The following is a 22,782-nucleotide window of genomic DNA, read 5'->3' as shown; positions in this document are numbered from 1 at the left end:
TACCTACTGACAGGTAGCCTTACTAAGCAGTAGGTTTTGGGAGAGGGTTATGGTGGACAGAACCGGGGTCACCGACGTGGAACTGGCGGGGTTGCGCGGCCGCGCACTGATCGAGACCCTCGAGCGGATCGATCCTGCCCGGCTGGACCCCGCCGATGTGGACGTGAACGCCCTCGCCGCCGCCGTGGACCCCGCCGAACTGGGCAAGGACGACTTTCGCAGGCTGCTGGCCGCGCTGTCCAGGGTCGCCGAGCGGGTACCCGAACTCGACCTCGGCCGGGTCGACCCGAAACACTTCGCCACCCTGGTGGCAAGGGCCTCCCGGGCCCAGTTGGACCGGGTCGTCGCCGAGCCACCGCTGCGCGCGTGGCTGCTCGGCGAGATCTTCGACCGGATGAGCACTCACCTGCGCCAGGACCGGGCGGCGGAGCTGGACGCCGTGGTGCACTGGCGGCTCTCCGGCGGCAGCGGTGCGGGTGGCTACGACCGCTACGAGACCGTCATCCGGGGCGGTAGCTGCACGGTGCGGCGGGAGATGCGGGAGCAGCCGAGGGTGACCATCACGGTCGGACCCGCGGACTTCTTCCAGCTGATCACCCATCAGGCCACCCCGGCCGTTCTCTTCGTCACCGGAAAGATCAAGGTCAAGGGGGACCTGGCATTCGCCGCCGGCTTGATCGGTTTCTTCGATCTTCCCGAACCCGGTTGATCGAGTACCATTTCCGCCGTGTCCAGGGCAGCAGCGATCGCGCGGAACTGGCGGGCGAGAATGCCATTCCGGCGCCGCGGGCATTCCACCGTGCGCGGGGTGGAGAGCGAGCACGCGATCAACGCCTTCGCCCGCGGGGTCGACGTCGGCGCGCTCAGCGCGGACCAGTTCGTCCAGCTGATCGAGACGCTGCACATGCTGGGCAGGATGGGCGCGGGCGTTGAGCTGAGCTCGCTGTCGACGGAGGTGCTCGCGGACATCGTCCGCAGCGCGTCGAAGGAACAGCTCAAGGCCATTACCGAGCACGACGAGTTACGTTCGGTATTCCTGGACGAGATTTTCCGCCGGATGTCCGAGCACTTCGTTCCGGAGCGGGCCAGAAATGTCAGTTTCGTGGTCGGTTGGCGGTTCACCTGGGGCGACGGCAGTGCCGGTTTCGATCGTTTCCAGACGTTGATCGAGGACGGCGTCTGCGTTTCCAGCGCGGACCTCGGGCACGAGCCGGACACGACGATCACGGTGTCCGCGGAGGACTTCATCCGGATGGCGACCGGCGGGGTCGCGATGGCGACGATGTTCGTCACCGGGCGGGTCAGGGTCAAGGGCGAGTACGCCCCGGCCATGCGGCTCAGCAGCTATTTCGATCTCCCCGGCGGGGACTGAGAGCCGGCGTTTACTGCGGGTCGATCACCGGCCGGTGCGGTGGCTGCTGATGCGGCGGCTGGGGCCGGTCGGCCTGGTTAACGACCACCTCGCCGTCCACCACGATCACGCGTCCCTGCCGCTGCCCGTGCATCGGCCCCATGGCCTGCGCACGGCGCTCCAGCCTGCGCACCCACGCCCGGCGGAACACGCCCCGGGTCGGCGGCAGCAACAGCAGCAGTCCCGCCAGGTCGCTGACGAATCCGGGCAGCAGGATCAGCACCCCGCCGAAGGCGACCAGCATGCCGTTGGTCAGCTCGGCATGCGCCGGCCTGCCCGCGCCCGCGGCGGCAAGGAACGCCTGGGCGGCCCGGCCACCCTCGCGCCGGGCCAGCGCCGACCCGATGAAGGCCCCGGCCAGCAGCAGGCCGATCGTGCCGAGCAGCCCGATAGCCGAGGCGACCGCCCAGACCGCGGCGATCTCGGCGACCAGGTAGAGCAGCAACACGACAGCCATACCCGGTCAACGTACGCCCCGCCCGATTCGTTCCCCCAGGGCCCTGAACGTGGCTTTCCGGACGCTCACCGTCCCGAAAGTTCCGTTCGGGACGGTGAGCGCCCCGAACGTGCCGTTCAGGGCCCCGGGGGGACAGGCCGGTTCAGAAGGTGAAGGCCACCGCGGGGTCGGCGAGCAGCGTGCCGACGTCGGCGAGGAACTGCGAGCCCTGCTGGCCGTCCACCACCCGGTGGTCGAAGCTCAGCGCGAGTTGCAGCACCTTGCGCACGGTGATCTCCCCGTCGACCACCCACGGGGTGTCCCGGATCATGCCGAAGGCCAGGATCGCCGACTCGCCGGGATTCACGATCGGCGTGCCGGTGTCCACGCCGAACACCCCGACGTTGCTGATCGTGATGGTGCCGTTCAGCATGTCCGCGGGCGGCGTCTTGCCCTGCCGCGCGGTGTCGGTGAGTTCCTCGATCGCGCGGGCGACCTCGGCCAGCGACATCCGGTCGGCGTCACGGACCTTCGGGACCACCAGCCCGCGCGGGGTCGCCGCGGCGACCCCGAGGTGCACGTAGTCCTTGTAGACGATCTCGCCCGCTTCCTCGTCCCAGGTCGCGTTCACGTCCGGCGTGCGCTTGGCGGCAAGGCACATGGCCTTGCAGGCGAACGCCAGCGGGGTGAGCCTGACCCCGGCGAAGGCCGGGCTCTGCTTCAGCCGCTCCCGCATCTCCATCATCGGCGTGACGTCCACCGTGAGGAACTCGGTGACGTGCGGCGCGGTGAACGCGCTCTGCACCATGGCGTTCGCGGTGGCCTTGCGCACGCCCTTGATCGGTACCCTGCGCTCCCTGGCCGCCGCGTTCACGGCGGGTGCCGGACCTTCGCCCGCCACCGGGGCCTCGGGAGCCTCGGGGGCTTCGGTGGCCTCGGGCGTGGCGGCCCGCCGGACGTCCTCCCTGGTGATCACGCCGCCGTCGGCGGTCCCGGTCACGGTGCGCAGGTCCACCCCGAGGTCCTTGGCGAGCTTGCGCACCGGCGGCTTCGCCAGCGGCACGTATCCACCCGGCTCCGGTTCCGGCGCCTCCGCGGTAGGCGACCCGTTACCCGTGGTCGTCGCGGTCGCCGCGGCGGTCTTACGCGGGCGGCGCTTCGTGGTGGCGGCCTTGGAGCCGTAGCCGACCAGCGGCTTCATCTCCTCCTCGGCCGGCTCCTCCGGCCGCGGCGTGGGCTCGGCCTGCTCGGCGGGAGCGGCTCCGTTCCCGGAAGCGGGAGCCCCACCGGGGTCGACGTCGATGGTCAGGATCGGCGCGCCGACCTCGACCGTCTGCCCCGGCTCCACCAGCAACTCGGTGACCACACCCGCCCACGGGATGGGCAGCTCCACCGCGGCCTTGGCGGTCTCCACCTCGACGACGATCTGGTTCACCCGAACCTCGTCGCCCGGCTGGACCTGCCAGTTCAGGATCTCCGCCTCGGTCAGCCCCTCCGCGGTGTCGGCGAGGGGAAAGTGCTTGTAGTCAGGCATCGTCCGAGTCCCCCTTCACCAGTCCAGCGCGCGGTCGACGGCATGCAGCACCCGATCGAGGTCGGGCAGGTAGTGATCCTCGAGTTTGGTCGGCGGGTACGGAGTGTCGAACCCGGCCACCCGCAGCACCGGCGCCTCCAGCGAGTAGAAACACTCCTGCTGCACCCGCGCGGCGATCTCCGAGGTCAGCGAGGACTCGGTGGGGGCCTCGCTCACCGCGATCAGCCGCCCGGTGCGGCGCACCGACTCGAAGACCGGCTCCAGGTCCAGCGGGGACAGCGTGCGCAGGTCGATCACCTCGAGCGCCACCCCGTCCTCCTCGGCCGCGGTGGCGGCGTCCAGGCACACCTTGATCGAGGGGCCGTAGGACACCACCGTGGCCGAGCCGCCACGGCGCACCGTCCGCGAGGCGAACAGCGGGTCCGGCGTGGCGGCCGTGTCGACCTCGGCCCTCAGGTTGCCGGAGTGGTACAGCCGTTTCGGCTCGAAGAACAGCACCGGGTCGTCACAGGAGATCGCCTGCTGGATCATCCAGTACGCGTCGACGGGGTTCGAACACGAAACGACCTTCAGGCCGGCGATATGCGCGAACAGCGACTCCGGCGACTCCGAGTGGTGCTCGACCGCGCCGATCCCGCCGCCGTACGGCACCCGGATCACCACCGGCACCTTGACCTTGCCCTGGGTGCGGTAGTGCAGCTTGGCGAGCTGGCTGGAGATCTGGTCGAAGCCGGGGAAGATGAAGCCCTCGAACTGGATCTCGCACACCGGCCGGAAACCGCGCACGGCCAGGCCGATCGCGGTGCCGATGATCCCGGACTCGGCCAGCGGGGTGTCCAGCACGCGCTGCTCGCCGAAGTCCTTCTGCAGGCCGTCGGTGATGCGGAAGACACCGCCGAGCTTGCCGACGTCCTCGCCGAGGATGAGGACCTTGTTGTCGCGTTCCATCGCGGCCCGCAGGCCGAAGTTGAGCGCCTTGCCGATGGTCAGCTTCTGCACGGAACTCTGCTGCGTCACGTCGTCGGCCGTCGTGGTGGGAGCCGCCATCACCGCTCACCCGCCGTGTTGATGCTCGAGCCCGCAAGCGACTCTTCGGTATCGATGCTCGAGCCCGCAAGCGACTCTTCGGTATCGATGCTCGAGCCCGCAAGCGACTCTTCGGTGGCGAAGCCACCCAGGTAGGCGAGGTACTCCTCGCGCTGCGCGTCCAGCACCGGTGAGGGTTCCGCGTAGACGTTCTGGAAGATCCGTTCGGGCGGGGGATCCGGCATGTTGAAGCAGTAGTCCCGCAACTCGGCGGCGAACGAGTCGGCCTCGGCGTCCACCTGGTCGAAGAACTCCTGGTCGGCGCCGCCGCCCCGGGCGAGGTGGGCGCGGACCCGCTCGATCGGGTCCTTCAGCTTCCACTCCTCCAACTCGCCGGACAGCCGGTAGCGGGTGGGGTCGTCGGTGGTGGTGTGCGCGTCCATCCGGTAGGTGAACGCCTCGATCAGCACCGGGCCGTTGCCCTGCCTGCACTCCTCCAGCGCCCACCGGGTCACCGCGAAGCAGGCGAGCACGTCGTTGCCGTCCACCCGGATGCCGGGGAAACCGTAACCGCGGGCGCGCTGGTAGAGCGGCAGCCTGGACTGGCGCTCGGTCGGCTCGGAGATCGCCCACTGGTTGTTCTGGCAGAAGAACACCACCGGCGCGTCGTAGACCGAGGCCCAGACGAAGCCCTCGGCCACATCGCCCTGGCTGGTGGCACCGTCGCCGAAGTAGACGATTGTCGCCTCTGCGGTGCCGTCGCTGTCCTCGCCTACCTTGCCGTCGAACTTCTGCCCCATGGCGTAGCCGGTGGCGTTGAGCACCTGGTTGCCGATGACGATCGTGTACGGGTGGAAGCCGTGCCGCTGGAAGTCCCAGCCGCTGTGGTCGGTGCAGCGGAAGATGCCGAGCAGCTCCTTGAAGTCCACCCCCCGGGTCCAGGCGACCCCGTGCTCGCGGTAGCTCGGGAAGGCCATGTCGCTCGGGCGCAGCGCCCTGCCGGAACCGATCTGCGCGGCCTCCTGGCCGAGCAGCGGGACCCAGATACCCAGCTGCCCCTGCCGCTGCATCGCGTTCGACTCCCGGTCGCCGCGCCGCACCAGCACCATGTCGCGGTAGAGCCCGCGCAGGGCCTCGTCGTCGATGTCCGCGGCGTACGGGTCGAACGGTGGCGAGGGGACCCGCTCGCCTTCGGGGGTGAGGAGCTGAGTGAGCTCAGGGCCACCTTCGGTTGTTGCTCGCAAGCCCGCTATCACCTGTTCTGGGGTCGGTTCCGCCGCGGTCGCGGCTGGTCCGGCGCCAGGTTCCGGGCGCGTCCACTGTTCGGGGGACGACATGCGCTACTCCTTGTGTCGGTGCCGCGCAGCCGCTTGTGGCGGCCGCCACGACGACTCGCCGGCGGCCACTCGCGCATCGGGTCCGAGCGCTCGGTATCCGTCGGCGGTGACGGTGTTCGCGGTCATCCTGGCATGAAACTCGGCCTTCTGGTGAGCCCTCGAAGCCGTTTTGTTGCTGACGAAGTACCGCCCGAGCTGCGTAAACGCTTGGAATACCTATGGTGGGGCAGCCGAAAGTAGGGTTTGCACCGGCACGCCGCGACCAGCCCCTTCCGGGCGGGCGAGCGGGGGGGAACCGGGCCGGCCGGCCCCCGATGCGGGGTCACCCGAATGTCCGTGTTGTGGCGTACGACACACTTTGTTCGTGTCAGGATCGGGGGCATGGACCAGCACGTACTGCGGAACACCGTGCACGAACTGTGGGCGGGCACGGCCCTGGACAGCCTGTCCGGTTTCGTCGCCATCCCGGCGCTGTCGCCGGCCTTCGATCCGGTGTGGTCGGCGAACGGCCAGCTGCACGCCGCCGTCGAGCACGTCCGCGGCTGGCTGACCGCGCGCGGCCTGCACGGGGCGAGCACCGAGGTGATCCAGCTACCGGGGCGCACGCCGTTGCTGGTGCTGGACGTGCCCGCCCAGGACGCCTCGAACGAGGAGACCGTGGTCGTCTACGGGCACCTGGACAAGCAGCCCGCCGCCGGGGAGTGGTCACCGGGGCTCGGCCCGTGGACCCCGGTGGTCCGGGACGGCAGGCTGTACGGCCGCGGCGCGGGCGACGACGGTTACGCGGCATACGCGGGCGCGGGCGCGCTGGCCGCGTTGCAGGCGGCGGGCGGGCGGCACGCACGCACCGTGGTGCTGCTGGAGACCTGCGAGGAGTCCGGCAGCCCCGACCTGCCGCATTACCTCGAACTGCTGGCGGACCGGCTGGGCGCGGTCGGCCTTGTGGTGTGCCTGGACACCGCGGGTGGGGACTACGAGCGGCTGTGGCTGGCCACCTCGCTGCGCGGGATCGCCTTCCTCGACCTGACCGTGCGGGTGCTGGAGTCGGGGGTGCACTCCGGGCACGGCAGCGGCATCGTGCCCGGCTCGTTCCGGGTGATCCGGCAGCTGCTGGACCGGATCGAGGACCCGCACGCGGGTGAGATCGCGCTGCCCGAGTTGAACGTGGACGTGCCGCCGGAACGCCTTGCCGAGATCCGGGCCGCGGTCGCGGGCGGGTATCGCGCTCCGGAGCTGCCGCTGGCCGAGGGCGTGCGCCCGCTGAGCGAGGACGCCGTCGAGCTCATCCTGAACAACACCTGGCGCCCCACCCTCACGGTGACCGGAGCCGACGGGCTGCCCCCGATCTCCGACGCCGGCAACGTGCTGCGCCCGCTGACCGGGCTGAAGCTGAGCTTCCGGCTGCCGCCGACCACGGACGCCGCGGTCGCGCTGCGCTCGATCGAACGTGCCCTCACCGGCGGGGTGCCGTTCGGGGCCCATGTGCAGATCGACCGGGCGGAGGCGGCGGACGGCTGGAACGCACCGCCGACCGCGCCCTGGCTGGAATCCACGCTGGACAAGGTCAGCGCGGACGTGTTCGACCGGGATTGGCAGGCGATCGGGCTCGGTGGCTCGATCCCTTTCCTCGGCATGTTCGCCCGCGCCTACCCGCGGGCCCAGTTCGTGGTGACCGGCCCGCGTGGCCCCGGGAACAACGCGCACGTCCCGGACGAGTGGCTGCACCTCGACCAGACCGCCCGGGTCACCGAGGCCGTCGCCCGCATCCTGCACGCCCACGCCACCGCCTGAAAGCTGTTCCTGAACCGGAGCCGGCTACCCGAGGCGAGTGGACGAACGCGCGTCGCGGATCAGGCACTGCGGGTCAGATGTCGGCCTTCCGGAACTCGAAGGACCGGGCGGCTTCGGAGGTGAAGTCGTACTTCAGGGTGGCGAGACCGAACGGCTTGGCCGGGTCGACCGCGAACAGTGTGGTCGTGCGCGGCGGGTTCCGGTCCTGCGCGGGACCGTACCGGTAGTCGCCGGTCAACCCCTCGAAGGACACCGTGCCCAGCTCCCTGGACGCGGCGAGTACGCCGTCCCGGGAGAGGTCACCGGCCTCCACCGCCTGCTCCAGCACCGCGGTCATGGCGCGGGCCTGGTTGTAGCCGAAGGCGAAGTAGAAGTCCGGCTGCTGCTGCGGCGCGTACTCGGCCACCCGGGACACCATGTCCTTCATCCCGGGGACCGACTCGTCACCCCACTCGGTGCCCTCGGCCACGATGGTCACGTACTGCCGCATGTACGGCGCCACCGGCGACTGGGCGAGCGCACCCACGTAGCTCGGTGACTGCGCGTACCACTTCGGGGTGAACCTGGCCTGTGCCGCGGTACCCCAGATCTTGCCCGCGTCCGTCGGCGTCGCGGTGAGGAACACCATCTCGCAGCCCGCACCGGCCAGCGCGCCGATCTGCCCCGCGTAGTTCTCGGTGTTCACCTTGAACCGCTGGGTGTTCGCCACGGTGAAGCCGTACTTCTCCGCCGCGAAGTCGATGCCCTGCTGGCCGGCCTCGCCGTAGACGTCGTCCTGCACCATCGTGCAGATCGTCGAGCCGGGCGAGCCGCCGCCCTCGCCGAGGTAGTGATCCATCGCGTTGATCGACTGGATCTGGTACGGCGCCCCGACCGGAAGCAGGTTGTCCTCCCGCACCCAGAGGGCGTCCAGCGAGGCGGGAGCGCCCAGGATCCTGTCCGCCCGCAGTTGCGGCAGCACCGCCAGGGTCGGTGCGGTGCCGAGGACCTGGGTGAACGCCACCACGTCACCCTTGATCTTGTTGTACTGCTGCACGGTGACATCCGGCTTGTACTGGGTGTCCTCCTGCACGAGCTCGACCTTGTACTTGCCGGCGACCCCGCCCTGGGCGTTGAGGTGGTCGAACCACACCTTGTTGCCGGAGGTCAGTGGTTGCCCGATCACCGCGATCGGCCCGGACAGCGGGCTGAGCACGCCGAGCCTGATCGTGCTCCCGTCGAACCCGGCCGTGCTCGCGGGCTCGCCCGCGGTGCCACCGCCGGAGTCACCGTCGTCGCCCGCGCCACCGCAGGCGGTGGCGAGCGTCGCCACCGCGAGCACCGCCGCCAGCCGAAATGGTGTGCTGCGCATGCTGGACCTCCTTGGTCAGTACGAGAACGGCCAGGCCTTGAAGTAGTTCTTGACCCGCAGCCAGATGCCGGCGAGGCCGAGTGGCTCCAGCACGAGGAACAGCACGATCAGCAGGCCGAAAATGGCCTGGTTGAGCGCGAACACGCTGATGAACCCCTCGCCGCCGACACTGGTCCGCACGCCGGGGATGGCGTCGGAGTAGCGGTCGATCAGTGCGGGCAGCGCGCCCACGAAGATCGCCCCGAGCACCGAGCCGAAGATCGTGCCGAGACCGCCGACGATCACGATCGCGATGTACTGGATGGACAGCAGCAGGTTCCACTCGTCCGGGCTGACGAACTGCTGGTACGAACCGAACAGCGCGCCGGCCATGGCCGCGATCGCGCTGGAGAGCATGAACGCGCCGATCTTGTACCGCCCGGCCCGCACCCCGATCACCTCGGCCGCCTGGTCCCGGTCGCGGATCGCCTGTAGCGCCCGGCCAGGCCGGGTGCGCACCAGGTTCTTCGCCAGCAGCGCGATGACCCCGACCAGGCCCCACACCAGCCAGAAGTAGCCCTGGTTACGCGAATAGCTCTCCCCGGCGATGCTCAGCGCGCCGAAGTCGACCGGGCCGATCGCGGCCCCCGCGGTGACCGAGGTCCCGGAGTTACCACCGGTGAGTCCGGTGAGGTTGCGCCAGAGGTGCTCGCCGATGAAGATCAGGCCGAGGGTGACGATCGCCAGGTAGTGCCCGCGCAGCCGCAGGGTGAACGGTCCGATCAGCCCGCCGAGCGCGGCGCCCACCGCGGCGGCGGCGAGCAGCCACACCGGTAGTGGCAGGCCGAGGTCCCCGCCCACCCGCGCGGTCACGTACGCGCCGGCGCCGATGAAGAACGCGTGCCCGAGCGAGATCTGTCCACAGTATCCGGTCAGCAGGTTCAGCCCGATCGCGCCGACCGCGGTGATCCCGACGTAGATCAGCACGGAAAGCCAGAAGTCGTCCTGCACCACCGTGGGCAGTAGCAGGAACACCAGGATCATCGCGAGCAGGCCGAACCTGGCCGGCGGCGTACCGAAGAGCCGCAGCTGCTCGGCGTAGCCGCGGATCAGGTTCCGGTGCGCCTTGGCCATCTACAGCCGCCTCACTTCTCTGGTGCCCAGCAGCCCGTAGGGCCTGATCAGCAGGATCACGATCATCAGCAGGTAGGGCACGATCACCGAGACGTTGTCGCCCGCCCAGCCGGCGAGATGCTGCTGGTAGCCCCTGGTGAGCGCCTCGGCGAGCCCGATGACCAACCCGCCGAGCACCGCGCCGGCCGGGGAGTCGAGGCCGCCGAGGATCATCGCCGGGAAGGCGGCCAGCGCGATGAACCCGATCGAGGGCGACAACCCGCCGGGACCCGCCGCCATGGTGATCCCGGCGAGCGCGGCGAGTGCCGCGGCGATCGCCCAGGACACCGCGTACACCCTGCGCGCGCTGATGCCCTGCGCCAGCGCGGCCTCCGGGTCGAAGGCGGTGGCGCGCATGGCCAGCCCGAGCGAGCTGTACCGGAAGAACAGGAAGAAGGCGAGGACCACGGCGACGGTCAGGCCGATGGTCCACAGGTCACGTACCCCGAAGACCAGGCCGCCCGCTTCGACCGTGCGGATGTTCCACGGGTTGGGCACCTGCTTGTTCCGGAAGCCCCAGATCGCGGTGATCAGCGGTTCCAGTACGAACAGCAGCCCGATGGTGATCATGATGACCGCGAACGGCGGCCTGCCGACCATCCGGCGCAGCACCAGGCGTTCGAACCCGGCGCCGACCAGAGCCGCGGAGGCGCAGCACAGCAGCACCGCGAGGGCGAAGGCCATGGCGAGGTCCTCGGCGAAGGTGTAGCCGAGGTAGGCGCCGAGCGCGAGCAGCCCGCCCTGGGCGAAGTTGATCACGCCGGTGGATTTGTAGATCACCACGAAGCCGAGCGCCACCAGCGCGTAGGTCGAGCCGAGTGCGAGACCCGCGAAGCAGTTCTGCAGGAAGGTGGTCATCGTGCCCTACCTGAATGAGCGTTGTGCACGTGCGCCGGTGCGCCTACCGTGCGTGCCTCGCCCGCATCCGGTCGCCACGAGCCGCCCCCGTCGACCGGACTGTGCATAACGCTCATGGGTACATCGCCTCGATCTCCGCGGCGAACCGTTCGGCGATGGCCCTGCGCTTCACCTTCTGCGTGGCGGTCAGCTCGCCCTCGGTGTGCTCGAGCTCCTTGTCGATCAACCGGAACCGCTTGATCTGCTCCACCGCGGCCAGGTCGTGGTTGACCTCGGTGATCACGCTCTGTACCAGGTCGCGGACCTCGGGCTTGCCGGAAAGGTCGGCATAGGTGGTGTAGGCCAACCCGCGCCGGGTGGCCCAGTCGCCGACGGTGTCCCGCTCGATGCCGATCAGCGCGGTCAGGTACTTGCGCCGGTCCCCGAGTACCACGGCCTCGCGCAGGTACGGCGAGACCTTGAGCCGGTTCTCGATCTCCGAGGGCGAGACGTTCTTGCCGCCCGCGGTGATGATGATGTCCTTCTTGCGATCGGTGATCCGCAGGTAGCCGTCCTCGTCCAGCTCCCCGACGTCGCCGGTGTGCAGCCAACCATATTCGTCTATTGTGGACGAAGTCGCGTGCGGGTCGTCCAGGTAACCCTGGAACACCCCTGCCGAGCGGGTGAGGATCTCGCCGTCCCCGGCGATCCGCAACTCCACCCCGGAAAGCGGCACGCCGACCGCGCCCAGCCGCACGTCGCCGACCGGCGTCAGCGTGCAGATCGCGGTGTTCTCGGTCTGCCCGTAGCCCTCGCGCACCGTAATGCCGATGGCCCACAGGTACTCCAGCACCTGCGGCGCGATCGGGGCCGCCCCGCTGATCGCGGTACGCACCCGCACCATGCCGAGCTTCTCCCGGAGCGGACGGAAGATCAGCAGCTCGCAGGCCGCGAAGGTGAGCCGGTCGGCCAGGGTGTTCCGGCCGCGCATCCGCCGAGCCGCGATCCTCCTGCCGTGGCGCAGGCACAGCCGGTACAGCCCGCGCTTGAGCGGGGAGGCGTCGGCCATCCGGATCTGCACCCCGGCCAGCATCTTCTCCCACACCCGCGGCACGCCGAGGAAGACCGTGGGCTGGACATCCCGCAGGTCGCCGGCGAAGGAGTCGCCGCCTTCCCCGAAGTTGACCACCGAACCGGCCCACACCGCGTCCACCACCGAGATCAGCCGTTCGGCGATGTGGCACAGCGGCAGGTAGCTGAGCACCTCGTCCCCGCTGTCCCCGCCGCCCGAGCCCAGCGCCTCGACGAACACCTGCGCCGAGGCGACCAGGTTCGCGTGCGAGACCATCGCGCCCTTCGGCGGTCCGGTCGTTCCCGAGGTGTACACCAGGATCGCGGTCGCCGCTGGGTCCAGTGTGGACACTGATTCGGTGTAGGCCGCCAGCGCGCCCGCACCTTCGCCGCGGCGTTCCAGCTCGGCGAAGGTGAGCAGCCCCGGCACCTCGTCCACCCGCACCCCGCGCGGGTCCATCAGCACCAGATGCCGCAGCTCGGGCAGCCGGTGCCGGACCGCGAGCGCCTTGTCCAGCTGCTCCTCGTCCTCGGCGATCAGCACCGTGCTGCGGGAATGCCCGAGCAGGTACTCCACCTCCATCTCCGGCGAGGTCGGGTACACCCCGATGCTCCGCGCGCCGAGGCCCTGGACCGCCAGGTCGGTGATCACCCACTCCGGCCGGTTCTCCGCGTGGATGGCCACCCTGCCGCCTGGCCCGACGCCGAGATCGCGCAACCCGGCCGCCACGGCCGCGACCCGCCGCGCGTACTCCGCCCAGCTCCACTCCCGCCAGTACCCGCGGTACTTCTGCCGGATGGCCGGGGCGTTCCGGCGCTCCTCGGCCTGCTCCAGCAGTCGCGCCGGCAGGGTGGCCGCCTCCTTGGCGTGCGCCATCCTGTCCGTGCCGCGGCTCGGTACCGAGTTACTCATGCTGGGTCCTCCGCGGCCTCGCGGTGGTCTTTGTGCGTGCCGCGGCTCGGTACCGAGTTACTCATGCGGCACCGCCGAGGTAGGCGTCGATCACCCGCGGGTCGTGCTGGATCTCCTCGGGCGTCCCGGTACCGATGGCCACCCCGAAGTCCAGCGCCAGCACCCGGTCGGCGAGGTCCATCACCAGCCTCATGTCGTGTTCCACCAGGATCATCGCCAGCCCCAGCTCCCGCCGGATCTCCAGCAGGTACCGGGCGGTGTCCTCGGTCTCCTCCAGGTTCATCCCGGCGACCGGCTCGTCCAGCAGCAGCAGTTTCGGCTCCATCGCCAGCGCCCGGCCGAGCTCGGCGCGTTTGGCGACGCCGTAGGGCAGCAACCCGGCCGGTGTCGAGCGGTAGGGCTCCAGCTCGAGTAGTTCGACGATCTCCTCCACCGCGGCGCGGTGGCTGATCTCCTCCCGCTTCGCCTTCCCCCACCACACCATTCCGGACACGAAGCCGGTGCGCATCAGGTGATGCCTGCCGAGCATCAGGTTGTCGATCAGGGTGAGATGCCGGAACAGGCCGAGGTTCTGGAAGGTGCGCGCCACCCCCATGGCGGCGACCGCGGCCGGGGCGCGGCCGGTGAGCCCGTTGCCCTCCAGGGTGATCGTGCCGTGCTGCGGGCGGTACACCCCGCCGAGGCAGTTGAAGATCGAGGTCTTCCCCGCGCCGTTCGGGCCGATCACGGCGAACAGCTCGCCGCGGGCGACCTCGAAGCTCACCCCGTCGAGCGCGGTGACCCCGCCGAAGCGCAGGGTCAGCTCCCGCGCCTCGAGCAGCGGCCCCTCGGCGGTCACGCGCTCCATCGCTTCCTCCTGCGGTAGCTCTTCACCTCGGCGAAGGAGCGTCGCGTCCGCGTCGCGCTCGCGCCGAGGTAGAACTCGCGGATGTCCTCGTCGGCGCGCAGCTCGACGGCGGGCCCGTCGCGGACCACCCTGCCGGTCTCCAGCACATACCCGGAGTCCGCAATGGACAGTGCCATCATCGCGTTCTGCTCGACCAGCAGCACGCTGGTGCCCTGCTCGTTGATCTGCACGATGATGTCCCGCACCTGCTCGACCAGCCTGGGCGCGAGACCGAGCGAGGGTTCGTCCAGCAGCAGCAACCGCGGCGCCGCCATCAGTGCCCTGCCGATCGCGAGCATCTGCTGCTCCCCGCCGGAGAGGTAACCGGCGATCGCGCGGCGCCGCTGCCCGAGTACCGGGAAGAGATCGAGCACGCGCTGGTAGGACTCACGCACCTCCGCGCGGGAACGCCGGGTGTAGGCGCCGGTGCGCAGGTTCTCGTCCACGGTGATCTCGGCGAAGACCCGCCTGCCCTCCATCACCTGCGCGATGCCGCCGCGCACCACCGCGGCCGGATCAGCGCCGGTGATGTCCCGGTCCGCGAGGTGCACCGTGCCCTTGGTGATCTTGCCGCGGTGCGGTGCCAGCAGCCCGGTGATCGCCCGCAGCAGCGTGGTCTTGCCCGCCCCGTTCGCGCCGAGCAGCGCCACGATCTCCCCGGAAGGCACCTCGATACTCAGCCCGCGCAGCACGAGGACGACGTCGGAGTAGACGACCTCGAGGTTCTTCACCGACAGCATCGCACGTCCACAGAGTGATATAGATCACGGAAGATAGTGAAGTTAACTGTTGAGTAGCGTGCCAATCAATAGATGAGCCGAACTGTGACCTCGGAGGGCTGGCAGGATGGTCTTCGTGGAGCAGAACTCGATACGCGACACCGTGCGTGGGCTGTGGTCGGACGACATCCTCCCCAGCCTGCGCGATCTGGTGGAAATTCCCGCCCTTTCCCCGCTTTTCGACAGCGAGTGGCAGCAGTCCGGTCACCTGGAGGCCGCTGTCGAGCACGTCCGCGACTGGCTCACCGCGCGGCGGTTCCCCGGTGCGACCGTCGAGGTGGTCCGGCTACCGGGGCGCACGCCGTTGCTGGTGCTGGACGTGCCGGCGACCGGTGACGTGTCCCCGGACGCGGGCACCGTGCTGCTGTACGGGCACCTGGACAAGCAGCCGCCGGTCGGCGGCTGGTCCGCGGGGCTGGGGCCGTGGACCCCGGTGGTCCGGGACGGCAGGCTGTACGGGCGCGGATCCGCGGACGACGGTTACGCGGGCTATGCCGCTGCCGCCGCGCTGTCCGCGGTGCACGCCGCGGGCGGCAGCCACGCGCGGGCCGTGGTGCTGCTGGAGACCGGCGAGGAGTCCGGCAGCCCGGACCTGCCCGCGTACCTCGAGCATCTCGAGGAGAAGCTGGGCCGGGTGACCTTCGTGGTCTGCCTGGACTCCGGCGGCAACGACTACGAGCGGATGTGGCTGACCACCAGCCTGCGCGGCATGGTGCGGCTGGACGCCACCGTCCGGGTGCTCGACTCGGCGCAACACTCCGGGTTGGCCGGCGGCGTGGTGCCCAGCTCGTTCCGGATCCTGCGCCGGTTGCTCGAGCGCATAGAGGACGCCGAGACCGGGCAGCTCCTGCTGCCGGAGTTCAACGTCGAGATCCCGGAGAACCGGCGCGCGGAGACCGTGGCGACCGCGCGGGTCGCGCCCGGCGCCACCGCGAAGGCGTTCCCGCTGGCCGGCGGCATGCGCCCGATGGCGGAGGACGACGTGGAGCTGCTGCTGAACAACGGCTGGCGGCCGACGCTCTCGGTGATCGGGGCCTCCGGCCTGCCCGACCCCGCCGAGGCCGGCAACGTGCTGCGCGACGCGACCACGCTGGCGTTGAGCTTCCGGCTGCCGCCGACCGCCGACTCGGCCGCCGCGCTGAACGCCGTGCGGAAGGTGCTGACCACGGACGTGCCGTACGGCGCGACCGTCGAGCTGTCCGGCGTCGAGCGGGCGGACGGCTGGAACGCGCCGGAGGCCGCGCCCTGGTTCGCCGGCGCGCTGGAGCAGGTCAGCGACAAGGTGTTCGGCGCGCCATGGCGCAGCGTCGGGCTCGGCGGCTCGATCCCGTTCATGGGCCTGCTCGGCGAGAAGTACCCGGAGGCACAGTTCCTGGTCACCGGCGCGCTCGGGGCCGACTCGAACGCGCACGTCCCGGACGAGTGGCTGCACCTGGACCAGGCCCAGCGCGTCACCGAGGCCGTCGCCCACATCCTGCACGCCCACGCCCACGGCTGATCAGGCCATCCGGCCGAGCGCGTCGGTGATGGAGGTGAGCTGGGAGGCGAAGGAGTGGTAGCTGAAGGGGACCGCGGGGTTCCAGCCGGTGATCCGGCCCGCCTGTACCGCGGGTAGCTGGTTCCAGGTCGGGAACCCGGCGAGTTCCGTGCGCTGCAGGTTCTCCGCGCGGTTGTCGTACAGGATCACGTCCGCCTCGTACTTCCCGGCGTTCTCCCAGCTCAGCGCCTCCCAGTAGTCGCCGTCGGTGGTCTGCTCCGGCTCCACGACGGTCATCCCACGCTCGGTGAAGTGCTTCGCCGCGGGGAAGCCCGCCGCCTTGCCGACGTACAGGTTGTCCTGGGTGGCCGAGACCAGCAGCACCCGCTGGTCCCCGAGCGCGTCGACCGCGGCCTCGAACCTCGCGTCGACCTCCTCGAACCCGGCACGCGCCTCGCGTACCGGCTCCGCGTCGACATCGGCGCCGAGCGCCGTGGCCAGTTCCCGGAACTTCGCGATCCCGTCCAGCATCGAGACGAAACCCACGTCCACCCCCACCGTGGGCGCCGCCTTCTCCACCTGGTCGGCCTGCTCCTCTGGCACGTACCACAGCGAGTCCTCGGTATACATGATGCTGACCAGCAGGTCGGGGCGAAGCTCGATGTAGGCGTCGTAGTTGAACTCGCCCCAGACGTTGCCCAGGGAGGTGACCGTGTCCAGGTCCACCTGCCCGACCTCGGGATCCGGGCTGCCGTCGGGCAGCCGGGAGGGGCCGAAGATGCCGACCGGGCGCAGCCCGAACTCCCACAGCGCGGCGGCCGCGGCCACCTGTGCGACGATCCGCTCCGGCCGCGGGCCGTCCAGCACCCGGCCCCTGCCGTCGGTGTATCGCCAGGTCGTGCCCGCTCCGGTGCCTTCGGTGCCGCCGTCCTCGCGGTAGCCGCAGGAGGCCAGCGCCGTGGATGCGCCGAGCGCGGCGACCCCGGTCAGGAACCCGCGGCGGCTGAGGGCGTTGAGGGACCGCATATCACGCCTCCCAAGGTAAGGTGAGCTAACGAACTATTTGTCTAAGGCTAGCCTTGCCTTACTGTAGGCGCCATGGTGACGATCACCTCGCCGCCCGAGCGCGACCTGCGGACCCTGCGGCCACTGGTGTTGCTCGGCGCGCTCGTCGCCCTGCTGGTGGTGGCGCTGCTGTCCGTCGCGTTCGGCTCCAACCAGCTCTCCCTCGGTGCCGTGCTGCACGCGCTGTTCGCCTACGAGGGAACCTTCGAGGACGTCGTGGTCAGGGACACCCGGGTGCCCCGCACGCTGCTCGGGATCGCGGTGGGCATGGCGCTGGGCCTCGCCGGCGCGTTGATGCAGTCGATCACCCGCAACCCGATCGCTGATCCCGGGTTCCTCGGCATCAACCACGGGGCCGCGGTGGCGATCGTGTTCGCGCTGGCCGCGTTCGGCGTCACCGAGCCGGCCGGGCTGATCTGGTTCGCCTTCGCCGGGGCGCTGGTGGCCACCGCGCTGGTGTATGCCATCGGCGGCGGGCGGGGCGCGAGCAGCCCGATGCGGCTGGCGCTGGCCGGGGTAGCGGTGCAGGCGAGCTTCGTCGGGATCAACCAGGCCATGCAGCTGATCAACACGCATTCGCTGGACAAGATGCGGTTCTGGCTGGTCGGCTCGCTGGCCAACCGGGATGTCGACGCGCTGACCGTGCTGCTGCCGTTCTTCGTGGCCGGTGTCGTGCTCGCCCTGCTGCTCGGCCGCTCGCTGAACGCGCTCGCGCTGGGTGAGGACACCGCGCACGGCCTCGGCACCAACCCGCTGCTGGTGCGCTCGGTGGGGCTGCTCGCGGTCGGCCTGCTGTGCGGGGCCGCCACCGCGGCCTGCGGGCCGATCGCCTTCGTCGGGCTGATGGTGCCGCAGCTGGTGCGCGGGCTGGTCGGCCAGGACGAGCGGTGGGTACTCGGCCTCTCCGTGCTGGTCGCGCCGGTGTTGCTGCTCGGCTGCGACGTACTCGGTCGGGTGCTCGGCAGCCCCGGCGAGCTGCAGGTCGGCATCGTCACCGACGTCCTCGGCGGCATCGTGCTGGTGTGGCTCGTCCGGCGGCTGCGGGTGGTGGGCCGATGAACCGCCGGACGGACCTGCGGATCGGGACCCGGCCGATCGTGGTGGTCGGCTGCCTCGTCCTGGTCACCGTGGTGCTGGTGGTGCTGTCCATCGGTACCGGGGACTACGCGCTCACCCCGGCCGAGGTGCTGCGCACCCTCGCTGGGCGGGGCGGAAGGTTCGACTACCTGGTGGTCACCGAGCAGCGGTTGCCGCGGGTGCTGGTCGCCGTGCTGGTCGGGGTCGCGCTCGCGCTGGCCGGGACGGTGTTCCAGGTGCTGACCCGCAACCCGCTCGGCAGCCCGGACATCATCGGGTTCACCGCCGGATCGGCGACCGGTGGCGTGGTGACCATCCTGGTGCTCGGCGCGGGCGCAGGCGCGGTGTCCCTCGGCGCGCTGGGCGGTGGGCTGGGCACCGCGTTGCTGGTGTCGTTGCTGTGCGGCCGCCGCGGGTTGCTCGGCGACAAGCTGGTGCTGATCGGCATCGGGGTGAGCACCGTGCTGGTCGGGCTGAACTCCTACCTGCTGACCAGGGTGACCATCGGGGACGCGGCGCAGGCGACCACCTGGATGGTCGGCAACCTGGCCGGCCGCGGCTGGGACCATCTGCTGCCGCTGGCGATCGCGGTGGTCCTGCTGGCTCCGGCGGTGTTCTGCTACGGCCGCCCGCTGCGCATGCTGGAGATGGGTGATCCGCTCGCGGTCGGCATCGGGGTGGATGTCGACCGGGTGCGGCCGCTGCTGTTCGGCCTCGCGGTGGCGCTGACCGCCGTGGCGACGGCGAGCGCGGGCCCGGTCCCGTTCGTCGCGCTCGCCGCGCCCCAGCTCGCCCGCCGGCTGACCCGGCTACCCGGGCCGAACCTGCTGCCCTCGGCGGTCATGGGTGCCGCGCTGATGGTCGCCGCCGACTACCTCGGGCAGCGGCTGCTGGAGTCCTCGCTGCTGCCGGTCGGCGTGGTCACCGCCGCGCTCGGCGGCGGTTACCTTGCCTGGCTCCTGCTGCTCCAGCGCCGCCCCCGGAGGCCCTGAACGCCACGTTCGCGACGCTAGACGCCGCGAACGTGGCGTTTGGGACGTCTGACGTCCGGAAAGCCACGTTCAGGGCACTTCAGGCCATGCGGGTTAGCTGGACCGAGACGTCGAGGTGGGAGCCCTTGCCGCCGGTGAAGATGCCCTTCAGCGGCGGGACGTCGGCGTAGTCCCTTCCGGTGGCCACCCAGACATGCCGTGGCCCGACCGGGATCGCGTTCGTCGGGTCGTGTGCCCACCAACCGCCGGTCCACACGTCCACCCAGGCGTGGCTCTCCCCCTCCACGGTCTCGCCGAGCTCCGCCGAGGGTCGGGTGTGCAGGTATCCCGACACGTACCGGGCCGGGATCCCGATCGCCCGCAACATCACCAGGGTCACGTGCGCGTAGTCCTGGCAGACGCCCTCCCGTGCCCGCCAGGCGTCGGTGGCGGTGCTGTGCACGCCGGTGCTGCCGGGCCGGTAGGTCAGCTGCTCGCGTACCCACCCGCAGACCGCGAACACGGTGTCCGCGGGATCCCGGTCCTTGCGCAGCTTGCGGGCCACCTTCGCCAGCTCCCGGTCGTGCGGGGTGTACTTGGTCGGCTGCAGGTACTCGGTGTGCTCGTCCACCACCCGTTCCGAGCGCAGATCCCGCCAGCTCGCCTCGCGGATCGGCTCGGCGGCTCCCGCCGTCTCCACCACCGAGGTCGCCAGCACGGTGAACTCGGTGTGCGGGGCGTGCAGGTCGAAGGAGGTGACCTCGGTGCCCCAGTAGTCGGTGTAGCGGTAGGCCCTGGTGGCGGGCGTGGTCTCGATCCGGGTGGCGAGCACGTTCTGCCTGCGGTCCGAGCGCGGGGTCAGCCGTGCCTCGTTGTACGACTGGGTGGCCGGGGAGTTGTAGTGGTAGCCGGTGCTGTGCACCACGCGTAGCTGCCAGCTTTCCGACTCGCTCATGGCTCGGCTCCTTGTCGCTGCGCTCCTCGGCCCGTTGGCCGGACCTGCGATGCTCGCTCCGCGTCGCCTTCGCGGCTCACAAGGACACCTCCGCTCCGCGCCAGGCTACCCACGGGGCCGAGTGGAAGTACTGCACCGACACCGCCTCCCCCACTTCCCGGATCGTCTCCTGCAGCGCGGTCAGCCGCCGGGGCAACTCCTCCAGCAGGTCCGATGGTCGCAGGAACTCCAGCTCGCTGCGTGCCCTGCCGAGCAGCCGCAGCGCCTCGGCCTTGTCGTTGCCGCGCGAGTTCAGCGTCGGGTCGAGCTGGTCGACGCAGTCCTCCGCCTGCCGCAGCGCGTAGAACACCGACCGCGGGAACAGCGTGTCCCGCAGCAGGAACTGCACCACCCGGCCGGCGTCCAGCGCACCACGGTAGGTGCGCAGGAAGGTGTCCTGCGCACCGGCCGAGCGCAGCACGGTGATCCAGCCAGGGGAGGACGCCTTGTCCTGCACCCTGGACAGCAGCAGCCGCACCACCATGTCCGCGCGCTCCACCGAGCGGCCGAGTACCAGGAACATCCAGCCGTCGTCCCTGCTCATCGTCGAGTCGGCGAGCCCGGCGAACATCGCGGCCCGCTCCTCCACAAAGGACAGAAAGGAGTGGGGTCCCACCCTGCGGGCGTAGCGCTGCCGCTCCGGCACCGCGTTCCAGGTCGCGTTCAGGCACTCCCACAGCTCGGTGGAGACCACCTCGCGGGCGCCGCGGGTGTTCTCCCGCGCCGCGTTGATCGAACCGACGATCGAGCTCGGGTTGTCCTTGGCGTAGGCGACCAGCTCGGTCAGCTTCCACACGTCCAGCTCGCCCTTGCCCTCCGGCGGGATGCCGAGCACCGTGAGCAGTTGGCGGCTGGCATGGTCGGAGTCCACGCTGACGTCCTCGAGGAGCTGGTGCACCGACACGTTGAGGATGCGGGCCGTGTCGTCCGCGCGCTCGACATACCGGCCGATCCAGTACAACGACTCGGCGTTGCGTGCCAGCATGCCTGCCTCCTCGCGATCGTGCTCACTGCTGTTGCTGCTCCAGTTGCGCGGTGCTGAGCTCGGGTCCCTGCTCCACGGCCAGACCGTCCACAGTAGATGCCTCGGCAAGCGAGGGCGAAGCCAGCTCGCGTTCGGCCGTGGAGGAGCGGGCCGCCAGCACCCAGGTGTCCTTGGAGCCGCCGCCCTGCGAGGAGTTCACCACCAGGCTGCCCTCCGGCAGCGCGACCCTGCTCAGGCCGCCGGGCAGCACGAAGATCTCCTTGCCGTCGTTGACCGCGAACGGCCGCAGGTCGACGTGCCGTGGCGCCAGCCGGTCGCCCACCTTGGACGGAACGGTGGAAAGCTGCACCACCGGTTGCGCGATCCAGCCCCGCCCGTTGGCCCTGAGCCTGCGCCGCACCGCGGCCAGCTCGGCGGGCGAGGCGTCCGGGCCGAACACGATGCCGTACCCGCCGGAGCCCTCCACCGGCTTGATCACCAGCTCGCCCATCCGGTCGAGCACCTGCTCCAGCTCGTCCGGCAGCCAGCAGCGGTAGGTGTCCACATTGGGCAGGATCGGCTTCTCGTCAAGGTAGTAGCGGATCATCTCCGGCACGTAGGTGTGCACCAGCTTGTCGTCGCCGACCCCGTTGCCCACCGCGTTGGCGATCACCACGTTGCCCGCGCGGGCGGCGTTCAGCACCCCGGCCACGCCGAGTACCGAGTCCGGCCGGTAGTGCACCGGGTCCAGGAACTCGTCGTCGATCCGCCGGTAGATCACGTCCACCTGCTGCTCGCCCTCGGTGGTGCGCACGTAGACGATGTTGTCCCGGCAGAACATGTCCCTGCCCTCGACCAGCTCCACGCCCATCTGCCTGGCCAGCAGCGAGTGCTCGAAGTAGGCCGAGTTGTAGACCCCCGGGGTGAGCACCACGACCATCGGATCGGCCACGTTCGGCGCGGCCGCCGCCCGCAGCGCGCGCAGCAGGTGGGTGGCGTAGTCGCCGACCGGGCGCACGCGGTGCTTGGCGAACAGGTCGGGGAACACCCTGGTCATCGTCCGCCGGTTCTCCATCACGTAGGACACCCCGGACGGGTTGCGCAGGTTGTCCTCCAGCACCCGGAAGGTGCCCTCCTCGTCCCGCACCAGGTCGATCCCGGCCACGTGGATGCGCACCCCGTTCGGCGGGTTGACCCCGAAGGCCTCCCGCTGGAAGTGCGCGCAGGAGGTGATCAGCCTGCGCGGCAGCACCCGGTCGGCGAGGACCTGGGCGTCCCCGTAGATGTCGGCGAGGAAGGCCTCCAGCGCGCGCACCCGCTGGGTGACGCCGCGTTCGATCTTCGTCCACTCCGCGGCGGCCACCACCCGTGGCACCAGGTCCAGCGGGAAGGGTCGTTCCTGACCGGACAGCGAGAAGGTGATGCCCTGGTCCACCATCGCCCGATCCAGCGCCTCGGCCCGCGCGTCCAGATCGTTCGCGGCCAGCGCCGAGATCGATTCGTACAGCGCACGGTAGGGGGTTCGAACGGTCCCGTCCGGCGCGAACATCTCGTCGTACGCGCCGGGATACGGGCGCTGCGGCTCGAGGTAGCCGTGGAACTGTGCCCCGGGGCGGCCGTTCGTCCTGGCCCTGGCCCGCCGGGCGCGGCGGCCCGCCGGCGGCAGCTTGAGCGCGGTGTTGGCGTTCATGGTCGTTCACGATGCCACGG

The 22,782-nt window shown here is 70.4% G+C and carries 19 protein-coding genes and 1 pseudogene; 6 read left to right on the top strand and 14 right to left on the bottom strand.

Annotated features, from left to right (window positions below):
* Window positions 1-49 precede the first annotated feature (49 nt).
* Both FB471_RS17415 and FB471_RS17410 read left to right on the top strand, forming a co-directional pair.
* On the top strand, window positions 50-709 hold the full coding sequence (locus FB471_RS17415; RefSeq protein WP_141999511.1) for an SCP2 sterol-binding domain-containing protein: 660 nt from the start codon (window positions 50-52) through the stop codon (window positions 707-709).
* Between the two features lie 60 nt (window positions 710-769).
* A complete protein-coding gene (locus tag FB471_RS17410; RefSeq protein WP_142002086.1) occupies window positions 770-1,372 on the top strand; it encodes an SCP2 sterol-binding domain-containing protein in 603 nt (200 codons plus the stop codon).
* A 10-nt stretch (window positions 1,373-1,382) separates the two neighbouring features.
* Here FB471_RS17410 and FB471_RS17405 read toward each other — a convergent pair whose 3' ends face one another.
* The 4 genes and pseudogenes from FB471_RS17405 to pdhA form a co-directional block, all read right to left on the bottom strand.
* On the bottom strand, window positions 1,383-1,868 hold the full coding sequence (locus tag FB471_RS17405; protein WP_141999510.1) for an FxsA family protein: 486 nt from the start codon (window positions 1,866-1,868) through the stop codon (window positions 1,383-1,385).
* Window positions 1,869-2,010: 142 nt separating this feature from the next.
* Entirely contained in the window at window positions 2,011-3,381 is a 1,371-nt protein-coding gene (locus tag FB471_RS17400; RefSeq protein ID WP_141999509.1) for a dihydrolipoamide acetyltransferase family protein, read from the bottom strand.
* Window positions 3,382-3,396: 15 nt separating this feature from the next.
* Window positions 3,397-4,428, bottom strand: coding sequence for an alpha-ketoacid dehydrogenase subunit beta (locus FB471_RS17395; RefSeq protein WP_141999508.1), 1,032 nt, complete (start codon window positions 4,426-4,428; stop codon window positions 3,397-3,399).
* Between the two features lie 119 nt (window positions 4,429-4,547).
* Window positions 4,548-5,744: pseudogene (gene pdhA, locus FB471_RS17390) on the bottom strand (pyruvate dehydrogenase (acetyl-transferring) E1 component subunit alpha); the annotation flags it as partial.
* Window positions 5,745-6,125: 381 nt separating this feature from the next.
* Here pdhA and FB471_RS17385 point away from each other — a divergent pair.
* Entirely contained in the window at window positions 6,126-7,535 is a 1,410-nt protein-coding gene (locus FB471_RS17385; protein ID WP_141999506.1) for a M20/M25/M40 family metallo-hydrolase, read from the top strand.
* A 73-nt stretch (window positions 7,536-7,608) separates the two neighbouring features.
* Here the strand turns inward: FB471_RS17385 and FB471_RS17380 are convergent, their stop codons facing one another.
* From FB471_RS17380 to FB471_RS17355, 6 genes are all read right to left on the bottom strand, one after another.
* The gene (locus tag FB471_RS17380; RefSeq protein WP_141999505.1) at window positions 7,609-8,886 is read right to left on the bottom strand and encodes an ABC transporter substrate-binding protein; all 1,278 of its coding nucleotides are present in this window, start codon (window positions 8,884-8,886) and stop codon (window positions 7,609-7,611) included.
* A 15-nt stretch (window positions 8,887-8,901) separates the two neighbouring features.
* Window positions 8,902-9,999 (bottom strand): branched-chain amino acid ABC transporter permease, encoded by a 1,098-nt coding sequence (locus FB471_RS17375; protein WP_141999504.1) that lies wholly within the window; start codon window positions 9,997-9,999, stop codon window positions 8,902-8,904.
* A complete protein-coding gene (locus tag FB471_RS17370) occupies window positions 10,000-10,896 on the bottom strand; it encodes a branched-chain amino acid ABC transporter permease (RefSeq protein WP_141999503.1) in 897 nt (298 codons plus the stop codon).
* Window positions 10,897-11,008: 112 nt separating this feature from the next.
* A complete protein-coding gene (locus FB471_RS17365; RefSeq protein WP_141999502.1) occupies window positions 11,009-12,859 on the bottom strand; it encodes an AMP-dependent synthetase/ligase in 1,851 nt (616 codons plus the stop codon).
* Window positions 12,860-12,920: 61 nt separating this feature from the next.
* The gene (locus tag FB471_RS17360; RefSeq protein ID WP_141999501.1) at window positions 12,921-13,706 is read right to left on the bottom strand and encodes an ABC transporter ATP-binding protein; all 786 of its coding nucleotides are present in this window, start codon (window positions 13,704-13,706) and stop codon (window positions 12,921-12,923) included.
* On the bottom strand, window positions 13,694-14,485 hold the full coding sequence (locus FB471_RS17355; RefSeq protein WP_141999500.1) for an ABC transporter ATP-binding protein: 792 nt from the start codon (window positions 14,483-14,485) through the stop codon (window positions 13,694-13,696). The genes FB471_RS17360 and FB471_RS17355 overlap by 13 nt, the downstream gene beginning before the upstream one ends.
* A 106-nt stretch (window positions 14,486-14,591) precedes the next feature.
* Between FB471_RS17355 and FB471_RS17350 the strand changes: the two genes are divergently transcribed.
* A complete protein-coding gene (locus FB471_RS17350) occupies window positions 14,592-16,022 on the top strand; it encodes a M20/M25/M40 family metallo-hydrolase (RefSeq protein ID WP_141999499.1) in 1,431 nt (476 codons plus the stop codon).
* Here FB471_RS17350 and FB471_RS17345 read toward each other — a convergent pair whose 3' ends face one another.
* Complete coding sequence (locus tag FB471_RS17345; RefSeq protein ID WP_141999498.1) at window positions 16,023-17,027, bottom strand: ABC transporter substrate-binding protein; 1,005 nt, start codon at window positions 17,025-17,027, stop codon at window positions 16,023-16,025.
* Window positions 17,028-17,099: 72 nt separating this feature from the next.
* On the opposite strand from FB471_RS17345, the gene FB471_RS17340 reads away from it, so the two are divergent.
* Window positions 17,100-18,125 carry a FecCD family ABC transporter permease gene (locus FB471_RS17340; protein ID WP_211358054.1) on the top strand — a complete coding sequence of 342 codons (1,026 nt, stop codon included), beginning with the start codon at window positions 17,100-17,102 and terminating at the stop codon, window positions 18,123-18,125.
* Entirely contained in the window at window positions 18,122-19,135 is a 1,014-nt protein-coding gene (locus FB471_RS17335; protein WP_141999497.1) for a FecCD family ABC transporter permease, read from the top strand. The genes FB471_RS17340 and FB471_RS17335 overlap by 4 nt, the downstream gene beginning before the upstream one ends.
* Before the next feature lie 79 nt (window positions 19,136-19,214).
* Here the strand turns inward: FB471_RS17335 and FB471_RS17330 are convergent, their stop codons facing one another.
* The 3 genes from FB471_RS17330 to FB471_RS17320 form a co-directional block, all read right to left on the bottom strand.
* A complete protein-coding gene (locus FB471_RS17330; protein ID WP_141999496.1) occupies window positions 19,215-20,069 on the bottom strand; it encodes a transglutaminase family protein in 855 nt (284 codons plus the stop codon).
* A 76-nt stretch (window positions 20,070-20,145) separates the two neighbouring features.
* Entirely contained in the window at window positions 20,146-21,093 is a 948-nt protein-coding gene (locus FB471_RS17325; protein ID WP_141999495.1) for an alpha-E domain-containing protein, read from the bottom strand.
* A 22-nt stretch (window positions 21,094-21,115) separates the two neighbouring features.
* Window positions 21,116-22,762 (bottom strand): circularly permuted type 2 ATP-grasp protein, encoded by a 1,647-nt coding sequence (locus FB471_RS17320; protein ID WP_141999494.1) that lies wholly within the window; start codon window positions 22,760-22,762, stop codon window positions 21,116-21,118.
* Window positions 22,763-22,782 lie beyond the last annotated feature (20 nt).

This window comes from Amycolatopsis cihanbeyliensis (assembly GCF_006715045.1).
Lineage (GTDB): Bacteria > Actinomycetota > Actinomycetes > Mycobacteriales > Pseudonocardiaceae > Amycolatopsis > Amycolatopsis cihanbeyliensis.
This window is presented reverse-complemented; position numbering and strand designations above follow the sequence as displayed.

Excerpts from the sequence above, each read along its gene's own strand:
- FB471_RS17415 (WP_141999511.1), top strand. The coding sequence starts at position 50 with ATGGTGGACAGAACCGGGGTCACCGACGTGGAACTGGCGGGGTTGCGC.
- FB471_RS17410 (WP_142002086.1), top strand. The coding sequence starts at position 770 with ATGCCATTCCGGCGCCGCGGGCATTCCACCGTGCGCGGGGTGGAGAGC.
- FB471_RS17405 (WP_141999510.1), bottom strand. The coding sequence starts at position 1,868 with ATGGCTGTCGTGTTGCTGCTCTACCTGGTCGCCGAGATCGCCGCGGTC.
- FB471_RS17400 (WP_141999509.1), bottom strand. The coding sequence starts at position 3,381 with ATGCCTGACTACAAGCACTTTCCCCTCGCCGACACCGCGGAGGGGCTG.
- FB471_RS17395 (WP_141999508.1), bottom strand. The coding sequence starts at position 4,428 with ATGGCGGCTCCCACCACGACGGCCGACGACGTGACGCAGCAGAGTTCC.
- FB471_RS17385 (WP_141999506.1), top strand. The coding sequence starts at position 6,126 with ATGGACCAGCACGTACTGCGGAACACCGTGCACGAACTGTGGGCGGGC.
- FB471_RS17380 (WP_141999505.1), bottom strand. The coding sequence starts at position 8,886 with ATGCGCAGCACACCATTTCGGCTGGCGGCGGTGCTCGCGGTGGCGACG.
- FB471_RS17375 (WP_141999504.1), bottom strand. The coding sequence starts at position 9,999 with ATGGCCAAGGCGCACCGGAACCTGATCCGCGGCTACGCCGAGCAGCTG.
- FB471_RS17370 (WP_141999503.1), bottom strand. The coding sequence starts at position 10,896 with ATGACCACCTTCCTGCAGAACTGCTTCGCGGGTCTCGCACTCGGCTCG.
- FB471_RS17365 (WP_141999502.1), bottom strand. The coding sequence starts at position 12,859 with ATGAGTAACTCGGTACCGAGCCGCGGCACGGACAGGATGGCGCACGCC.
- FB471_RS17360 (WP_141999501.1), bottom strand. The coding sequence starts at position 13,706 with ATGGAGCGCGTGACCGCCGAGGGGCCGCTGCTCGAGGCGCGGGAGCTG.
- FB471_RS17355 (WP_141999500.1), bottom strand. The coding sequence starts at position 14,485 with ATGCTGTCGGTGAAGAACCTCGAGGTCGTCTACTCCGACGTCGTCCTC.
- FB471_RS17350 (WP_141999499.1), top strand. The coding sequence starts at position 14,592 with ATGGTCTTCGTGGAGCAGAACTCGATACGCGACACCGTGCGTGGGCTG.
- FB471_RS17345 (WP_141999498.1), bottom strand. The coding sequence starts at position 17,027 with ATGCGGTCCCTCAACGCCCTCAGCCGCCGCGGGTTCCTGACCGGGGTC.
- FB471_RS17340 (WP_211358054.1), top strand. The coding sequence starts at position 17,100 with ATGGTGACGATCACCTCGCCGCCCGAGCGCGACCTGCGGACCCTGCGG.
- FB471_RS17335 (WP_141999497.1), top strand. The coding sequence starts at position 18,122 with ATGAACCGCCGGACGGACCTGCGGATCGGGACCCGGCCGATCGTGGTG.
- FB471_RS17330 (WP_141999496.1), bottom strand. The coding sequence starts at position 20,069 with ATGAGCGAGTCGGAAAGCTGGCAGCTACGCGTGGTGCACAGCACCGGC.
- FB471_RS17325 (WP_141999495.1), bottom strand. The coding sequence starts at position 21,093 with ATGCTGGCACGCAACGCCGAGTCGTTGTACTGGATCGGCCGGTATGTC.
- FB471_RS17320 (WP_141999494.1), bottom strand. The coding sequence starts at position 22,762 with ATGAACGCCAACACCGCGCTCAAGCTGCCGCCGGCGGGCCGCCGCGCC.